This window comes from Cellulomonas sp. NS3 (assembly GCF_024757985.1).
In the GTDB taxonomy this organism is placed as follows: Bacteria; Actinomycetota; Actinomycetes; order Actinomycetales; family Cellulomonadaceae; genus Cellulomonas_A.
In genome coordinates this window covers 3,221,342-3,236,544 of sequence record NZ_CP103289.1, presented here as the reverse complement: position 1 = coordinate 3,236,544, position 15,203 = coordinate 3,221,342, and the positions used below count along the sequence as shown (strand labels likewise).

Annotated in this window: 14 protein-coding genes; 10 read left to right on the top strand and 4 right to left on the bottom strand. The window is 74.4% G+C overall.

Annotation, left to right across the window (positions count from 1 at the left end; genetic code table 11):
• Positions 1 to 100: 100 nt before the first annotated feature.
• Complete coding sequence (locus NXY84_RS14805; protein ID WP_258723829.1) at positions 101 to 907, bottom strand: hypothetical protein; 807 nt, start codon at positions 905 to 907, stop codon at positions 101 to 103.
• A 478-nt stretch (positions 908 to 1,385) separates the two neighbouring features.
• Between NXY84_RS14805 and NXY84_RS14800 the strand changes: the two genes are divergently transcribed.
• The 10 genes from NXY84_RS14800 to NXY84_RS14755 all read left to right on the top strand — a co-directional run bounded on the left by NXY84_RS14800 (position 1,386) and on the right by NXY84_RS14755 (position 13,599).
• A complete protein-coding gene (locus NXY84_RS14800; protein ID WP_258723828.1) occupies positions 1,386 to 3,248 on the top strand; it encodes an acetolactate synthase large subunit in 1,863 nt (620 codons plus the stop codon).
• A 76-nt stretch (positions 3,249 to 3,324) separates the two neighbouring features.
• Positions 3,325 to 3,849: an acetolactate synthase small subunit gene (gene ilvN, locus NXY84_RS14795; protein WP_258723827.1), complete on the top strand. Its 525-nt coding sequence runs from the start codon at positions 3,325 to 3,327 to the stop codon at positions 3,847 to 3,849.
• A gap of 80 nt (positions 3,850 to 3,929) precedes the next feature.
• Complete coding sequence (gene ilvC / locus NXY84_RS14790) at positions 3,930 to 4,958, top strand: ketol-acid reductoisomerase (protein WP_258723826.1); 1,029 nt, start codon at positions 3,930 to 3,932, stop codon at positions 4,956 to 4,958.
• A gap of 175 nt (positions 4,959 to 5,133) precedes the next feature.
• Positions 5,134 to 6,183, top strand: a complete 1,050-nt coding sequence (locus NXY84_RS14785; RefSeq protein WP_258723825.1) for a 3-isopropylmalate dehydrogenase — start codon at positions 5,134 to 5,136, stop codon at positions 6,181 to 6,183.
• A 111-nt stretch (positions 6,184 to 6,294) separates the two neighbouring features.
• Positions 6,295 to 7,407 carry a branched-chain amino acid aminotransferase gene (locus NXY84_RS14780; protein ID WP_258723824.1) on the top strand — a complete coding sequence of 371 codons (1,113 nt, stop codon included), beginning with the start codon at positions 6,295 to 6,297 and terminating at the stop codon, positions 7,405 to 7,407.
• 343 nt (positions 7,408 to 7,750) lie between these two features.
• Positions 7,751 to 9,385 carry a citramalate synthase gene (gene cimA, locus NXY84_RS14775; protein ID WP_396126402.1) on the top strand — a complete coding sequence of 545 codons (1,635 nt, stop codon included), beginning with the start codon at positions 7,751 to 7,753 and terminating at the stop codon, positions 9,383 to 9,385.
• 127 nt (positions 9,386 to 9,512) lie between these two features.
• Positions 9,513 to 10,328, top strand: a complete 816-nt coding sequence (locus tag NXY84_RS14770) for a hypothetical protein (RefSeq protein ID WP_258723822.1) — start codon at positions 9,513 to 9,515, stop codon at positions 10,326 to 10,328.
• Between the two features lie 59 nt (positions 10,329 to 10,387).
• Positions 10,388 to 11,437, top strand: a complete 1,050-nt coding sequence (locus tag NXY84_RS14765; protein WP_258727226.1) for a lipoate--protein ligase family protein — start codon at positions 10,388 to 10,390, stop codon at positions 11,435 to 11,437.
• Between the two features lie 121 nt (positions 11,438 to 11,558).
• Complete coding sequence (locus tag NXY84_RS14760) at positions 11,559 to 12,902, top strand: LCP family protein (protein ID WP_258723821.1); 1,344 nt, start codon at positions 11,559 to 11,561, stop codon at positions 12,900 to 12,902.
• Positions 12,903 to 13,134: 232 nt separating this feature from the next.
• Positions 13,135 to 13,599 carry an NUDIX domain-containing protein gene (locus tag NXY84_RS14755; RefSeq protein ID WP_258723820.1) on the top strand — a complete coding sequence of 155 codons (465 nt, stop codon included), beginning with the start codon at positions 13,135 to 13,137 and terminating at the stop codon, positions 13,597 to 13,599.
• A 12-nt stretch (positions 13,600 to 13,611) separates the two neighbouring features.
• Here the strand turns inward: NXY84_RS14755 and NXY84_RS14750 are convergent, their stop codons facing one another.
• The 3 genes from NXY84_RS14750 to NXY84_RS14740 are packed head-to-tail and all read right to left on the bottom strand — an operon-like array spanning position 13,612 to position 15,177.
• Positions 13,612 to 14,043, bottom strand: coding sequence for a hypothetical protein (locus NXY84_RS14750; RefSeq protein WP_258723819.1), 432 nt, complete (start codon positions 14,041 to 14,043; stop codon positions 13,612 to 13,614).
• Entirely contained in the window at positions 14,030 to 14,224 is a 195-nt protein-coding gene (locus tag NXY84_RS14745) for a helix-turn-helix transcriptional regulator (RefSeq protein WP_258723817.1), read from the bottom strand. Before NXY84_RS14745 ends, NXY84_RS14750 begins: the two co-directional genes overlap by 14 nt.
• Complete coding sequence (locus tag NXY84_RS14740; protein ID WP_258723816.1) at positions 14,221 to 15,177, bottom strand: CPBP family intramembrane glutamic endopeptidase; 957 nt, start codon at positions 15,175 to 15,177, stop codon at positions 14,221 to 14,223. Before NXY84_RS14740 ends, NXY84_RS14745 begins: the two co-directional genes overlap by 4 nt.
• Positions 15,178 to 15,203: the final 26 nt, after the last annotated feature.

Here is a 15,203-nt window from a genome sequence, read left to right as displayed (position 1 = left end):
TGCCGCGGCGCGAGGTGCGCGCACGGGGGTCGGCGCACTCACCGGGGTGACGCGCTGAGGGCCGACGCGCTGAGGACCGACGCGCTGAGGACCGACGCGCTCAGGGGGCGAGCGTCGGGTAGCTCGTCCGCCAGCCGTCGACGAGCCAGCGTCCCTCGACCGGGACGAGGTACAGCGTGTGGTCGGTGTCGTAGACGCGCTCCCCGTCGGGTGCGCCGAACACGCGCTGGTAGGAGAACGTGACCGCGAGGCGCGCGGCACCCGGCTCGGGCACGACGAGCGCGACGGTCGGCTGCCCGGTCGGGCGGTAGGGCTCGATGCTCCCGACCTGCTCGGTCGCGGCGCCGCCGTCGGGATCACCGGGCGGGGCGGTGCCCGGCTCGGGAGCGCCGGGCTCCGCCGGCTCCCCGGCCGCGGCGGACGCGTCCGGCGGGACGAGCGCGCTCGACGGGACGAGCGCCGAGACGGTCGGCTGGTCGCCGGACTCGAAGGCGGTCACGAGCAGCGTCCACGCCGACGGCGTGAGGTGTCCCGCGACGGGCTCGAAGTACTCGAGCAGCAGCGGGCCGTCGCCGTCGGGCCGCTGCGTCTGCTCGGAGGTCTCCATGACGACGTCGAACGCCTCGACCGCCTGGACCGCGAACGTGCTCAGGTCCGTGGCCGCGAAGTGCGCGCCGGCGTCCGCGGGCAGCACGAGTGCGGAGGGGTCGTACACCAGGCCGTCGGCGAGGTGCTCGAGGGACGCGTCCGGATCGTCGCCCGGTGCGGCGGGTGCGGCGGGTGCGGAGGTCGTGGGCACCGACGCCGGGGAGGCGGGTGCCGGGTCCGCCGCGGGAGCCGGCCCGGCGCACGCGGCGAGGGCCAGCAGGGCGGTGACCACGAGCGCGGGCGCACGCGTGTCGGCCATCGTCGTCCTCCTCCTCGCCGCAGGGACCGGCGGCGTCCGTCCGGGCCCGAACCGAGCCGGAGCCCGTGCCTGAGCCGGAGCGCGAGCGCGAGCCGGAGCCCGTGCCCGAGCCGGAGCGCGAGCGCGAGCACGCAGCCTCGTCCCGTCCAGATCGGCACGTGCGGCCGACGCATGAGCGCCCGCGCCAGTTTCCGCATCGCGGACACGTGAACCACCATGCGAGACGCGCCGTCGGGCGAGGTGACATCCCCGCGGGCGCGGCGTAGAGTCCCGGACGTGCAGACGATCCTCCTTCTCGTAGTACCTGAGCGCGCCGGCTGAGGCGACCTCGTCACCAGGTCTCGTCGCGCGCTCACCCCTCGTCCAGCCCGTTCCGGGCCGAGGGGTTTTTCTATGTCGGCGGCACGCCGCGCCCGGACGGACAGCACCGCAGAGCACGACCCCGAGCTCCACCAGCACCGAAGCCAGGGAGAAACCGATGGTCCAGGGTCCCCACCCGGCACCCCCGCGCACGCCGGCCACGCCGGCCTCCGTGCGCGTCACCGCCGATCCGCGCAGCGCCGAGGTCACGCGCGACGTCGCCGTCGGCCCCGAGCGCGTCACGGGTGCCCAGTCGATCGTCCGCTCGCTCGAGGAGGCCGGCGTCGAGGTCGTCTTCGGCATCCCCGGCGGCGCGATCCTGCCGACCTACGACCCGCTCATGGACTCGAAGCGCGTGCGGCACATCCTCGTGCGCCACGAGCAGGGCGGCGGTCACGCGGCGCAGGGCTACGCGCACGCGACGGGGAAGGTCGGCGTGTGCATGGCGACGTCGGGCCCCGGGGCGACGAACCTCGTGACGCCGATCGCGGACGCGCACATGGACTCGATCCCGCTCGTCGCGATCACGGGCCAGGTCGGCGCGTCCCTCATCGGGACCGACGCGTTCCAGGAGGCCGACATCGTCGGCATCACGCTCCCGGTCACGAAGCACAACTACCTCGTGACCGACCCCGACGAGATCCCGCGGGTCATCGCCGAGGCGTTCCACATCGCGTCGACCGGCCGCCCCGGCCCCGTGCTCGTCGACATCGCGAAGTCGGCGATGCAGACGAACACCACCTTCTCGTGGCCGCAGGACCTCAAGCTCCCCGGCTACCACCCGGTCACGAAGCCGCACGCCAAGCAGATCCGCGAGGCGGCGCGGCTGCTCGCGACCGCCCGCCGGCCGGTGCTGTACGTGGGCGGCGGCGTGATCCGCTCCCGCGCGTCGGAGGCCCTGCGCAAGCTCGTCGACGCGTCGGGCGCCCCCGTGGTGACGACGCTCATGGCCCGCGGCGCGCTGCCCGACTCGCACCCGCAGCACCTGGGCATGCCCGGGATGCACGGCACGGTCGCCGCCGTCGCCGCGCTGCAGAAGGCCGACCTGATCGTGAGCCTCGGCGCACGGTTCGACGACCGCGTGACCGGCAAGCTGTCCAGCTTCGCGCCCGGCGCGACGATCGTGCACGCCGACATCGACCCCGCGGAGATCGGCAAGAACCGCGCCGCGGACGTGCCGATCGTGGGCGACCTCAAGGAGGTCCTCGCCGACCTGCTGCCCGAGCTCGTCAAGGAGCACGCGCAGCACGGCCGCCCCGACCTCGAGGGCTGGTGGAAGCAGGTCGACGCCTGGCGCGAGACGTTCCCGCTGGGCTTCGACGAGCCCGACGACGGCCACCTCGCCCCGCAGCACGTGATCCGCCGGATCGGCGAGATCTCGGGGCCGGAGTCGATCTTCGCCTCGGGCGTCGGCCAGCACCAGATGTGGGCCTCGCAGTTCATCCGCTACGAGCGCCCGAACTCGTGGCTCAACTCCGGCGGCCTCGGGACCATGGGCTTCTCCGTCCCCGCGGCGATGGGCGCGAAGGTCGGCGAGCCCGACCGGACCGTGTGGGCCATCGACGGCGACGGCTGCTTCCAGATGACCAACCAGGAGCTCGCGACCTGCACGATCAACGAGATCCCGATTAAGGTCGCGGTGATCAACAACTCCTCGCTCGGCATGGTGCGGCAGTGGCAGACGCTGTTCTACGAGTCCCGGTACTCGAACACCGACCTGCACACCGGGCACGGCACCGTGCGCGTCCCGGACTTCGTCAAGCTCGCCGAGGCCTACGGCTGCGTGGGGCTGCGGTGCGAGACGAAGGCCGACGTCGACGCGACGATCAAGCGCGCCATGGAGATCGACGACCAGCCCGTCGTGGTCGACTTCACGGTCTCGCGCGACGCGATGGTGTGGCCCATGGTCTCGGCCGGCGTGAGCAACGACGAGATCCAGTACGCGCGCGGGATCTCCCCGGCGTGGGACCGGGATGACTGATGCCCGGCCCCGCCCGCAGCGGCCCGCGCACGCCGGCCCCCGTCCCGTCCCCGTCGACCTCTGGAGAAGGTGCAGCATGAGCAGGCACACGCTGTCGGTGCTCGTCGAGAACAAGCCCGGCGTGCTCACGCGCGTCGCGGGGCTGTTCGCCCGCCGCTCGTTCAACATCCACTCGCTCGCGGTCGGCCCGACCGAGCACGACGAGATCTCGCGCATCACGGTGGTCGTCGACGTCGAGGCCCTGCCGCTCGAGCAGGTCACGAAGCAGCTCAACAAGCTGATCAACGTCCTTAAGATCGTCGAGCTCGAGGACGCGTCGTCGGTGCAGCGCGAGCTGCTGCTCGTCAAGGTCCGCGCCGAGGCCGCGCAGCGCACGCACGTGCTCGAGGTCGTCCAGCTGTTCCGCGCGCACGTCGTCGACGTCGTGCCCGACGCCGTGACGATCGAGGCCACGGGCAGCCCGGCCAAGCTGACCGCGCTGCTCAACGCGCTCGAGCCGTTCGGCGTCCGCGAGATCGTCCAGTCGGGCACGGTCGCGATCGGACGCGGCTCGCGCTCGATCACGGACCGCGCGCTCGAGCGCGTGTCCCGCACCGCCTGACCACCCCCGGACCGGCCCGCCGGACCCGGACGACCCGCCCTACGCTTCTGCACGACCCCCCACCAACAAGGAGATCGACCGTGGCTGAGCTGTTCTACGACGACGACGCTGACCTGTCCCTCATCGCCGGCAAGAAGGTCGCCGTCATCGGCTACGGCAGCCAGGGGCACGCGCACGCGCTGAACCTCCGCGACTCGGGCGTCGACGTCACGGTCGGCCTGCGCGAGGGCTCGAGCTCGCGCGTCAAGGCGGAGAACGAGGGCCTGAAGGTCCTTCCCGTCGTGGAGGCCGTCCAGGGTGCCGACGTCGTCGTGATCCTCGCGCCCGACCAGGTGCAGCGTCACCTGTACCGCGACGAGATCGCCCCCAACCTCAAGGACGGCGCGGCCCTCGTCTTCGGCCACGGCTTCAACATCCGCTTCGGGTACATCACGCCCGAGGCCGGCCACGACGTCGTCATGGTCGCCCCGAAGGGCCCGGGCCACATCGTGCGCCGCGAGTACGCGGACGGTCGCGGCGTGCCGGTCATCGTCGCGGTCGAGCAGGACGCGTCGGGGAGCGCGTGGGAGCTCGCGCTCTCGTACGCCAAGGGCATCGGCGGCCTGCGTGCCGGCGGGATCAGGACCACGTTCACCGAGGAGACCGAGACGGACCTCTTCGGCGAGCAGGCCGTGCTCTGCGGCGGCGCGTCGCAGCTCGTCCAGTACGGCTTCGAGACGCTGACCGAGGCCGGCTACCAGCCCGAGGTCGCGTACTTCGAGGTCCTGCACGAGCTCAAGCTCATCGTCGACCTCATGGTCGAGGGCGGCATCGCCAAGCAGCGCTGGAGCGTCTCGGACACCGCCGAGTACGGCGACTACGTCTCGGGCCCCCGGGTCATCGACCCGAGCGTCAAGGAGAACATGAAGGCCGTCCTCGCGGACATCCAGAACGGTGCCTTCGCCCAGCGGTTCATCGACGACCAGGACGCCGGCGCCCCCGAGTTCCAGGAGCTCCGCGCGAAGGGCGAGGCGCACCCGATCGAGTCGACCGGCCGCGAGCTGCGCAAGATGTTCGCGTGGGTCAAGCCGACCGAGGGCGACTACGTCGAGGGCTCGGCCGCGCGCTGACCCGACGCGCCGACCGGCCGCTCCACCCGCCCGGCCCGCAGGCTGCACGCCCGCGCGGCCCGGCGCACCGCACGTCCGCCGAGGGCGGCGTCCCGCACCGGGGCGCCGCCCTCGGCGTGTGTCAGACCGTGAGATGTGCGTCCCGGCACGTGGGACGCGCCGCTAGGGTGGCCGCATGACGCGCACCATCGAGCTGGCAGTGATCGCAGGCGACGGCATCGGGACCGAGGTCGTCGAGCAGGGCCTGCTGGCCCTCGACGCGGCGCTCTCGGGCAGCGACGTGACCGTGCGCACCACCGACTTCGACCTCGGCGCCCGCCGCTGGCACGCGACCGGCGAGACGCTCACGGACGCCGACCTCGAGGCGATCCGCGGCCACGAGGCGATCCTGCTCGGCGCGATCGGCGACCCGCAGGTCCCCTCAGGCGTCCTCGAGCGGGGGCTGCTGCTCAAGCTGCGCTTCGCGCTCGACCACTACGTCAACCTGCGCCCCGGACGGCTGTACCCGGGCGTGACCTCGCCGCTCGCGAACCCCGGCGAGGTCGACTTCGTCGTCGTCCGCGAGGGCACCGAGGGCCCGTACGTCGGCAACGGCGGCGCGATCCGCGTCGGCACGCCGGCCGAGGTCGCCAACGAGGTCAGCGTCAACACCGCGTTCGGCGTCGAGCGGGTCGTGCGCGACGCGTTCGCCCGCGCCGCGGCGCGCCCGCGCAAGAAGCTCACCCTCGTGCACAAGCACAACGTGCTGGTCCACGCGGGCCACCTGTGGCGCCGCACGGTCGACGCGGTCAACGCCGAGTTCCCCGACGTCACGGTCGACTACCTGCACGTCGACGCCGCGACGATCTTCCTCGTCACGAACCCGTCGCGCTTCGACGTCATCGTGACCGACAACCTGTTCGGCGACATCCTCACGGACCTCGCCGCGGCGATCACGGGCGGCATCGGCCTCGCGGCGTCCGCGAACATCAACCCCGACCGCACCGCGCCGAGCATGTTCGAGCCGGTGCACGGCTCCGCACCGGACATCGCGGGCCAGGGCAAGGCAGACCCGACCGCGACGGTCCTGTCCGTCGCGATGCTCCTCGACCACCTCGGACTGACCGACGCCGCGGCGTCCGTCGAGCGCGCCGTCGCCGCCGACCTGGCCGAGCGCGGCTCGCTCGGGCGAGTACGGTCGACGGCCGAGGTGGGCAAGGACCTCGCCGCGCGCATCAGCGGCTGACCCGCGCACGGCCCGCTCCCCGCAGCGGGCCGACGCGCGGCGCACGTCCCCCCGACCACCCGGCCGTCTCACCCGGTACCGTCAGAACCGTCCCAGGTGAAAGGCCCCCTCATGAGCACCGACACGTCCCCGTCGACCGAGCTGCCGACGTTCGAGATCCGCCCGACGGACACCCCGACCCCCGACGCGGAGCGCGACGCGCTGACCGCGGCGCCGAAGTTCGGGACCGTCTTCACCGACCACATGGCGCGCGTCTCGTGGTCGGACGGCACCGGCTGGCGCGACCGCCGCGTCGAGCCGTACGGCCCGCTCCAGCTCGACCCGGCGACCGCGGTCCTGCACTACGGCCAGGAGATCTTCGAGGGCCTCAAGGCGTACCCGCACGCCGACGGGTCGGTCTGGACGTTCCGCCCGTGGGCCAACGCCGCGCGGCTCGCCCGCTCGGCGCACCGACTCGCGCTCCCGGTGCTCTCCGAGGCGGACTTCCTCGGTGCGATCACCGCGCTCGTGGCGACCGACCGCGCGTGGGTCCCGACGGGCGACGAGGCGAGCCTCTACCTGCGTCCGTTCATGTACGCGTCCGAGGCGTTCCTCGGCGTCCGCCCGACGCTCGAGGCCGAGTTCCTCGTGATCGCCTCGCCCGTGGGCCCCTACTTCGCGGGCGGGGTCAAGCCGGTGTCGATCTGGGTCGACGACGAGTTCCACCGGGCAGGCCCCGGGGGGACCGGTGACGCGAAGTGCGGCGGCAACTACGCCGCGAGCCTCCTGCCGCAGCGGCAGGCCGCCGCGAACGGATACGACCAGGTGTGCTTCCTCGACGCCGCGACGAACACCCTGCTCGAGGAGCTCGGCGGGATGAACGTGTTCGTCGTCCGCGCCGACGGCACGGTCGCGACGCCCGAGCTCTCGGGCTCGATCCTCGAGGGCGTCACGCGCTCGTCGATCCTGCAGCTCGCGCGCGACGCGGGCCACGACGTCGAGGAGCGCCGCATCCCGCTCGCCGAGGTGCTCACCGGGCTCGCCGACGGCTCGATCACCGAGGTCTTCGCGTGCGGCACGGCCGCGGTGATCACGCCGATCGGCCGGCTCGCGGGGCGCGGCTGGGAGCACACCGTGGCCGACGGCCAGCCGGGCGCGCTCACCACGCGCATCCGCACCGAGCTCACGGACATCCAGTACGGCCGCGCCGAGGACCGGCACGGCTGGCTGCACCGCCTGGTCTGACCGCTCACGGGTGCCCGCGGCCGCCCCTCGACGGCGGCCGCGGAGCCCGCGGCGGCGCCGGTGTCCAGCGGGCGAGAGGGAGGAGGGCCCGCCGGGGCCCTGTGGCATGATGTGGCGCGTGACACAGCTCAGCCTCATCATCGTGTAGCGCGTCTGCCCACCCGCAGACGCGCCGACCTCCCGCATCCTCGGGGGGTCTTTTTGTTGTCGGGCACCACCTCCGCCCGGCACCCCGTCGATCGCACTGGCACGACAGGCCGGCAGCACCCCGCCGGCGGGACCCCCGGCCGCGGCCGGGACCCCGAGATCGACGCACGTCCGACCGACCGCACGGAGAGAGCCGATCGTGACCCACCCCACCGCCGAGGGCGCGCGCCCGTTCCACGTCTACGACACGACCCTGCGCGACGGCGCGCAGCAGGAGGGCATGAACCTCTCCGTCGCGGACAAGCTCGCGATCGCCCCGCTGCTCGACGAGCTGGGGGTCGGGTTCATCGAGGGTGGCTGGCCGGGCGCGATCCCGAAGGACACCGAGTTCTTCGCCCGTGCGCGCACCGAGCTCGACCTGAAGCACGCCGTGCTCGCGGCGTTCGGGTCGACGCGCAAGCCCGGGGTCCGGGCGGAGGACGACGCGCAGGTGCGCGCGCTCATCGACTCGCAGGCCCCCGTGGTGACGCTCGTCGCGAAGAGCGACCTGCGGCACGTCGAGCGCGCGCTGCGCACGACGGGCGAGGAGAACCTCGCGATGATCGGCGACACCGTCGCGCTGCTCGTGCGCGAGGGGCGGCGGGTCGTGGTGGACGCCGAGCACTTCTTCGACGGGTTCCGCTTCGACCGGGACTACGCGCTGTCCGCCGCGGTCCGCGCGTTCGAGGCCGGCGCCGAGGTCGTCACGCTCTGCGACACCAACGGCGGGATGCTGCCCGACTGGGTCGCCGAGATCGTCGCCGAGGTGCGCGCGGCCGTGGGGCCCGACGCGATCCTCGGCATCCACGCGCACAACGACTCGGGGTGCGCGGTCGCGAACTCGATCGCGGCGGTGGGTGCAGGCTGCGAGCACGTCCAGGGCACGGTCAACGGCTACGGCGAGCGCACGGGCAACGCGGACCTGCTCGCGGTCGTCGCGAACCTCGAGCTCAAGCAGGGCCGCACCCTGCTCGCGAGCAACGGGGAGGGCGAGGGTGGCCTGGCCGAGATGACCCGGATCGCGCACGCCATCAGCGAGATCACGAACATCGCGCCGTTCGCCCGCCAGCCGTACGTCGGCGCGAGCGCGTTCGCGCACAAGGGCGGCCTGCACGCGAGCGCGATCAAGGTCGACCCCGACCTGTACCAGCACATCGACCCGCGCCGGGTGGGCAACGACATGCGGATGCTCATCTCCGACATGGCCGGCCGCGCGGCGATCGAGCTCAAGGGGCGCGAGCTCGGCTTCGACCTCGCCGGCCAGGGCGAGCTCCTCGCGCGCGTGACCAAGCGGGTCAAGGACGCCGAGGCGCAGGGGTACACGTACGACGCGGCCGACGCGTCGTTCGAGCTCCTGCTCGTCGAGGAGCTCCACGGCGGGCGGCCCGGGTACTTCCGCGTCGAGAGCTGGCGCGCGATCGTCGAGCGGGCCGGCGGGCGCGGGGTGCCGGCGACGGCCGAGGCGACCGTCAAGCTGCACGCGGGCGGCGAGCGCATCGTCTCGACCGGCGAGGGCAACGGGCCCGTCAACGCGCTCGACCACGCGCTCCGGCAGGCGCTCGTGCGCGTCTACCCGGTGCTCGAGTCGTTCGAGCTCATCGACTTCAAGGTCCGCATCCTCGACGCGATGCACGGCACCGACGCGGTCACGCGCGTGCTCATCGAGTCGACCGACGGCCAGACGTCGTGGAGCACCGTGGGCGTGGGCCCGAACCTGCTCGAGGCGTCGTGGGAGGCGCTCACCGACTCCGCGATCTGGGGCCTGTACCACCACGGCGTCGACCCGAGCTGACGTCACCCGGTCGTCGCCGGGCCGGTCCGCGGCGCGTGGGGGAGCGCTGCGTGGTCCGGTCCTGCGGCCGACCGCTCGGTCAGCGTAAGGTCAAGGGAGTCTCATCCCTCGTCCGCAGGAGCGCCTCGTGCCCGTCGACGTCGCGGCGGCCCCGCCGCACCGGCGCGCCCGCCGGTGGCCCTGGTGGGTCGTGGGCGTGCTGCTCGTGCTCGCGGCTGCGTCGGGTGTCGCGGCGCGCCCCTGGGCCTCGGCCGGGCCGCTGCCCTTCCCGTCGCCGTCGGTGAGCGCCGGGTCGACGACGGCAGCGCCGACGGTCCTGCCGACGGTCCGGGCGCCCCGGTTCGACGCCACGTCGGCGACCGCCCTGCTGCTCGAGCGCGAGGAGCTCGAGGAGGCCCTGCCGGGCGACGACCCGCTGTCCGCGTGGCCGGTGCTCCCGTGGGCGTGGGGGATCCCCGAGGGGTCACGCGTCGAGCCCGAGCGCTGCGCGGTCGCGCGGACCGTGGTGAGCGCGGCCCCGGAGGTCTACGACGTCCGGGGCTGGGACGGTCTGTCCGTGCGTGTGCGGCAGGAGGTCGTCGTCGTCGCCGACGAGGGTGCCGCGGCCGACGCCTTCCGCACGCTCGTCGCGACCGTCGACTCGTGCCCGGAGTACCGGCAGGTCAACCAGGGGGTCGACGGGGCGTCCTGGACCGGGGAGCCGGCCACGGAGGCGCAGGGCCGGTTCCCGTCGCTCTGGCAGGAGATCGAGCACACCGCCGAGGGAACGACGGTCCCCGGCTACCGCGGGCACCTGCTCGTGGGCAACGCGATCGTCACGTGGAACGCCGAGGTGCTGGGCGGGGCCGGTCGCGAGGAGCTCGTGGACCGGCTCGGGGAGGGCGCGGCGCTCGACACGCTCGTGCAGCGACGCGCGTCCGAGGCGGCCGCCGCGCTGCAGTGACCGGCGGCGGGCGCCGCCCGGACGCGCCGTAGGGTGACGGGGTGAGTGACGAGACGGTCCTGCGGGGCGAGTACAAGGTGCCCGGCGGCAAGCTCGTCGCGGCCGACGTGACGGTGGTCGACGGGACCCTCGCGGACGTCCGGGTCAGCGGGGACTTCTTCCTCGAGCCCGACGACGCGCTCGACCGGCTCGGCGGTGCGCTGCGCGGCCGGCCGGCGACGGCCTCGGTCGCGGAGCTCGCCGCGGCGATCGAGGGCGCGCTCGGTCCGGACGTGATGCTCGTCGGCTTCACGACGGAGTCCGTGGCGATCGCGGTCCGCCGCGCCCTCGGCCACGCCACGAGCTGGCACGACCACACGTTCGAGCTGCTGCGGATGCCCCCGCAGCACCCCGCGCTGCACTGCGCGCTCGACCAGGTCCTCGCCGAGGAGCTCGCCGCGGGCCGGCGCGGGCCGACGCTGCGGTTCTGGGACTGGGTGGAGCCCGCCGTCGTCATCGGCTCGTTCCAGTCGCTGCGCAACGAGGTCGACGCGGAGGCCGCCGAGCGGCACGGCATCACGGTCGTGCGCCGCGTCTCGGGCGGCGGAGCGATGTTCATGGAGGCGGGCAACTGCATCACGTTCTCGCTCGTGGTGCCCGCCTCGCTGGTCGACGGGCTCTCGTACGAGCAGTCGTACGCGTTCCTGGACGACTGGGTCCTCGGCGCGCTCGCCGACGTCGGGGTGCAGGCGTCGTACGCGGGGCTCAACGACATCGCCTCGCCCGCGGGCAAGATCGCCGGCGCCGCGCAGAAGCGCCTTGCGGGCGGAGCCGTCCTGCACCACGTGACGATGGCGTACGACATCGACGCGGACAAGATGCTCGAGGTCCTGCGCATCGGGCGCGAGAAGCTCTCCGACAAGGGGACGACGAGCGCGAACAAGCGCGTCGACCCCGTGCGGTCCCAGACCGGGATGCCGCGGGCCGACGTGATCGCGGCGTTCGAGGCCCACTTCCGGTCGCGCTACCGGACCGTCGACGGCGCGCTCACGGACGCCGAGCTCGAGCGCGCCGCGCACCTCGTCGAGACGCGGTTCGGGACGCCGGAGTGGACCGCGCGCGTCCCGTGACGCCGGGCCGGGGCGAGGGGCGGCGCGCCCGCGGCCCGAGCGGGGCACGTGCACGTCATCTGCACCGATCTCCCACCCGCTGCGGCCCCGCGCACGTGCTCGGACTCCCTACGGTGTCGGGGTGAGCCGAGCACGTCGAGCAGCGCCGCAGGGCGCACCCCCCGCCCCTCCCCGCCACGCGGCGTCGCACGGCCAGCGTGTGCCCGTCGGGCGCGTCGTGGCGCTCGTGACCGTCGCCGTGCTGGCGTTCGGGGGGTCGGCGGCCGCGCTGGCCGCCGTGCGGCTCAACGGCAACGTCGAGCGCGTCGAGGACATCTCCCACCTGGTCGCCGCCCCGTCGGCGAGCCCGACCGAGCCGCCCCCGCCGGGCGACTCCTGGGCGGGGCAGCCGGTGCGGTTCGTCGCGATGGGGTCCGACGACCGCAGCGGCGTCAACGCGGACATCGGTGGGGCGGACGACGGGATGCGCTCGGACACGACGATGATCGTGCAGGTCTCCGCGGACCGGACCCGGGTCGAGGTCGTGTCGATCCCGCGCGACTCCTACGTGCGGATCCCGGCGTGCCACCTCGACCGCGACCCCGACGGGCCGATGTCCCGGCCGCGCACCGACAAGTTCAACTCCGCGTTCGCGACCGGCGCGGACACCGGCGACGTCGGGCTCGCGGCCGCGTGCACGCTCTCGACGATCGCGGAGAACACGGGGCTCACGATGTCCGAGTTCCTCCTCGTCGACTTCGCGGGCTTCCAGGGGATGGTCGACGCGATCGGCGGGGTGCGCGTGTGCGTGCCGCGCGCGATCCGCGACACCAAGGGGAACACCGAGCTCGACCTCGCGGCCGGCTGGCACGATCTCGCGGGGCAGCAGGCGCTCGACTACGTGCGCGCGCGGTACGTCACCGGGTCCGACAACTCCGACACCCAGCGCATCCCGCGCCAGCAGAAGTTCGTCGGCGCGATGACCCGCAAGGTCCTCTCCGCCGAGGTGCTGACGAGCCCGCGGAGCGTCTACGGGTTCCTCGACGCGGCGACCCGCTCGCTGACCGCGTCGGACCAGCTCGGGGCGCCCGACAACCTCGTGGGGCTCGCGCTCTCGCTGCGCGAGCTCGAGCCGTCCGCGGTCACGTTCGCGACCGTCCCCAACGGCACCTCCGACGGGAACCTGGTCTGGACGCCCGACGCGGACCTCGTGTGGCAGCGGCTCCTGCTGGACCTGCCGCTCGTCGACCCCGCGACCCCGGTGGTCCCGGAGGGGGGCGCCGCGGCAGGCACCGGCGAGCAGGTCGATCCCGCGACGGGCACTCCGGACGCCGCGGCGGGCACGCCGGACGACGGGACGGGCTCGCCGGCTGACGGGACGGGCCAGGCGGAGCCCGACGCCGGCACCGGCGCCGAGCCGCCGGTCCCCGCGCCCGAGGTCACCACGCAGTCGGGCGTCGACCCCGACGACCCGATGTGCGGCTGAGGGACGTGCTCCGCCGAGCCCTCGAGGAGCAGCCCGGGCCGGGCCCGTGCGCCGGGGCGGCCGCGCGAGGGGTCGGGCGTCGCGTTGCCCGCTCGACCCGCCCCGGGTACCGTGGCGCGTCGTCGGGGGGCGGATCACCAGGAGGCCCCATGACGGCGGACGTGCACCTTCCGCACGCGCACCGCTCAGCCCGCCCCGGACGGCCGCGCCGTGTCGCGGCCGGAGCCGGCCGATGAGGGTCCCGCGGGGAGGCGGCGCGACGGAGCGCCTGACCCGGGTCTCGGCCTACGCGCTGTGCGTCGACGCCGGTCGTGTGCTGCTCATGCGGTGGAACGGCGCCGCGGGCTCCGCGTGGACCCTGCCGGGCGGGGGGCTCGTGTTCGGTGAGCCGCCGGACGACGGCGCGCGGCGCGAGGTGCTCCAGGAGACCGGTCTCGTCGTCGAGCTCGGTGACCTGCTGGGCGTGGACTCGCTGCGCACCGGGGCGCAGGTCGCGCCCCCGCGGCCCGCGCCGCTCGACCTGCACCTGCTCCGGATCGTGTACACCGGGCGCGTCGTGGGCGGGCTGCTGCGGCACGAGGTGCAGGGGCCGGTCGACCGCGCGGAGTGGATCCCGCTGGACGACCTGCCGAGCCTGCGCCGCGTGGAGCTCGTCGACACCGCGCTCGGCTGGGCGAGCCCGGCCCGCGTGGGCTGATCGCGCCGCTGCTCAGGTCCGGCGGTCGACCACGACGAACGTGATCCCCAGCGTGGCCAGCAGCACGAAGGGCAGCGCCCCGACCACGACCGTCGCGTCGACGCCGACCAGGACCGCCGCGGACGCGAGCCCGCTCGCGACGATCGCGACCGTCCCGACGACCGCGAGGGTGCGGGTCAGGACGTGGTCGTCGCGCTCGTCGAACGCGCCGCCGCCGATCCGGGCGGCGGTGCCCGCCGTGCGCGCACGCCGCACGGTGCGCCAGCGCGCGACGCACGCCGCGAGGAGGACGAGCCCGCCGCCCGCGAGCGCTCCCTCCGCGGCGTCGCCCGGTGCCCGTCCGGCGAGCAGCGCGTAGAGGGCGACCATCGCGACGGCCCCCGAGAGCAGGCCGAGCAGCCACGCGTTGCGCTGCTGCGCCGGGGTGCGGTCACGCCTCGTCATGGAAGATCTCCTCGATCGTGGTGCGGAAGTAGCGGGCGACGGCGAACGCGAGCGGCAGCGACGGGTCGTAGCGCCCGGTCTCGAGCGAGTTGACGGTCTGGCGGGACACGCGGAGGGCCTCGGCGAGCGCGGCCTGCGAGAGCCCGGCCTCCTCGCGCAGCCGACGGATCTCGTTCCTCACGGGGTCACCGGGGCGTCGTGGGGGTGCGCGGCGCCGGGCGCGGTCGGGGACGGCGCGGGGGCGGACGGCGCGGCAGCGGGCGGCGCGGCGGCGCGGCTCGTGCCGGGTGCGTCGGTCGTCACCGCGGGGGCGGGCTCGCCGGGCGCGCCGACCCCGGGAGCCGCGATGGGCCGCGGGGCGGGCAGGAGCAGCGGGCGCAGGTCGACGAGCGTGTGCAGCACCATCGGCACGAGCAGGCTCCCGGTGCTCAGGTAGAGGCCGCCGAGCACGAAGCCGATCGCGCCCGTCGCGAGCATCCCGAGCGGACCCTGGTACCAGTGCGCGACGCCGAACAGCACCGCCGCGGCGACGAGCACGGCCGTCCGGTCGGCACCGGGTGCGAGCAGGGCGATCGTCAGGATCAGGAGCCCGCGGTACGTCACCTCCTCGGTGACGCCGGCGGCGAGCGCGAGCCCGGCCCAGCCGCGTCGGCCGCGCGGGCTCCGCGGGAGCATCGGCTCGATGGCGGCGGCCCCGGCGATCGGTGTGCGCATGGACCGGCGAGCCAGGATCCGCACGAGCAGCGTCGAGGCGACGACCGCGAGCGTCGCGCCGACGAGGAACCCGGCGAGCGTCGAGCCGGTGAGCGAGCCCCCGTCGGCCCCGAGCAGCCTGCCGAGGTCGGGTGCCCGCAGCCCGAGCTCGGCGGGGCCGACCCCGGGGAGGGCGACGACGAGCAGGACCGCGGCGACCCCGAACGCCCAGCCCTGCCGCGACCACTGCCGGTACAGCCGTACCCGCACCGACTCCTGCGCGGCGGGTGCGGTGTCGGCGGCGAGCTCGGCGAGGAACGCCCGGTGCTCGCGCCGGCCCAGGACCGGCTCGGAGACCACGAGGGCGAGCGCGACGACGGTGAGCGCGACGACGGACACGGGGGGAGCGTCGATCGCCTGGAGCGTCTCGAGCGGGGTCACGGGTCCTCCGGTGGAGCATGCGGGGT

Coding starts and splice junctions, on each gene's coding strand:
- NXY84_RS14750 (WP_258723819.1), bottom strand. CDS start 14,043: ATGACGAGGCGTGACCGCACCCCGGCGCAGCAGCGCAACGCGTGGCTG.
- NXY84_RS14805 (WP_258723829.1), bottom strand. CDS start 907: ATGGCCGACACGCGTGCGCCCGCGCTCGTGGTCACCGCCCTGCTGGCC.
- NXY84_RS14755 (WP_258723820.1), top strand. CDS start 13,135: ATGAGGGTCCCGCGGGGAGGCGGCGCGACGGAGCGCCTGACCCGGGTC.
- NXY84_RS14800 (WP_258723828.1), top strand. CDS start 1,386: ATGGTCCAGGGTCCCCACCCGGCACCCCCGCGCACGCCGGCCACGCCG.
- NXY84_RS14780 (WP_258723824.1), top strand. CDS start 6,295: ATGAGCACCGACACGTCCCCGTCGACCGAGCTGCCGACGTTCGAGATC.
- NXY84_RS14785 (WP_258723825.1), top strand. CDS start 5,134: ATGACGCGCACCATCGAGCTGGCAGTGATCGCAGGCGACGGCATCGGG.
- ilvN (WP_258723827.1), top strand. CDS start 3,325: ATGAGCAGGCACACGCTGTCGGTGCTCGTCGAGAACAAGCCCGGCGTG.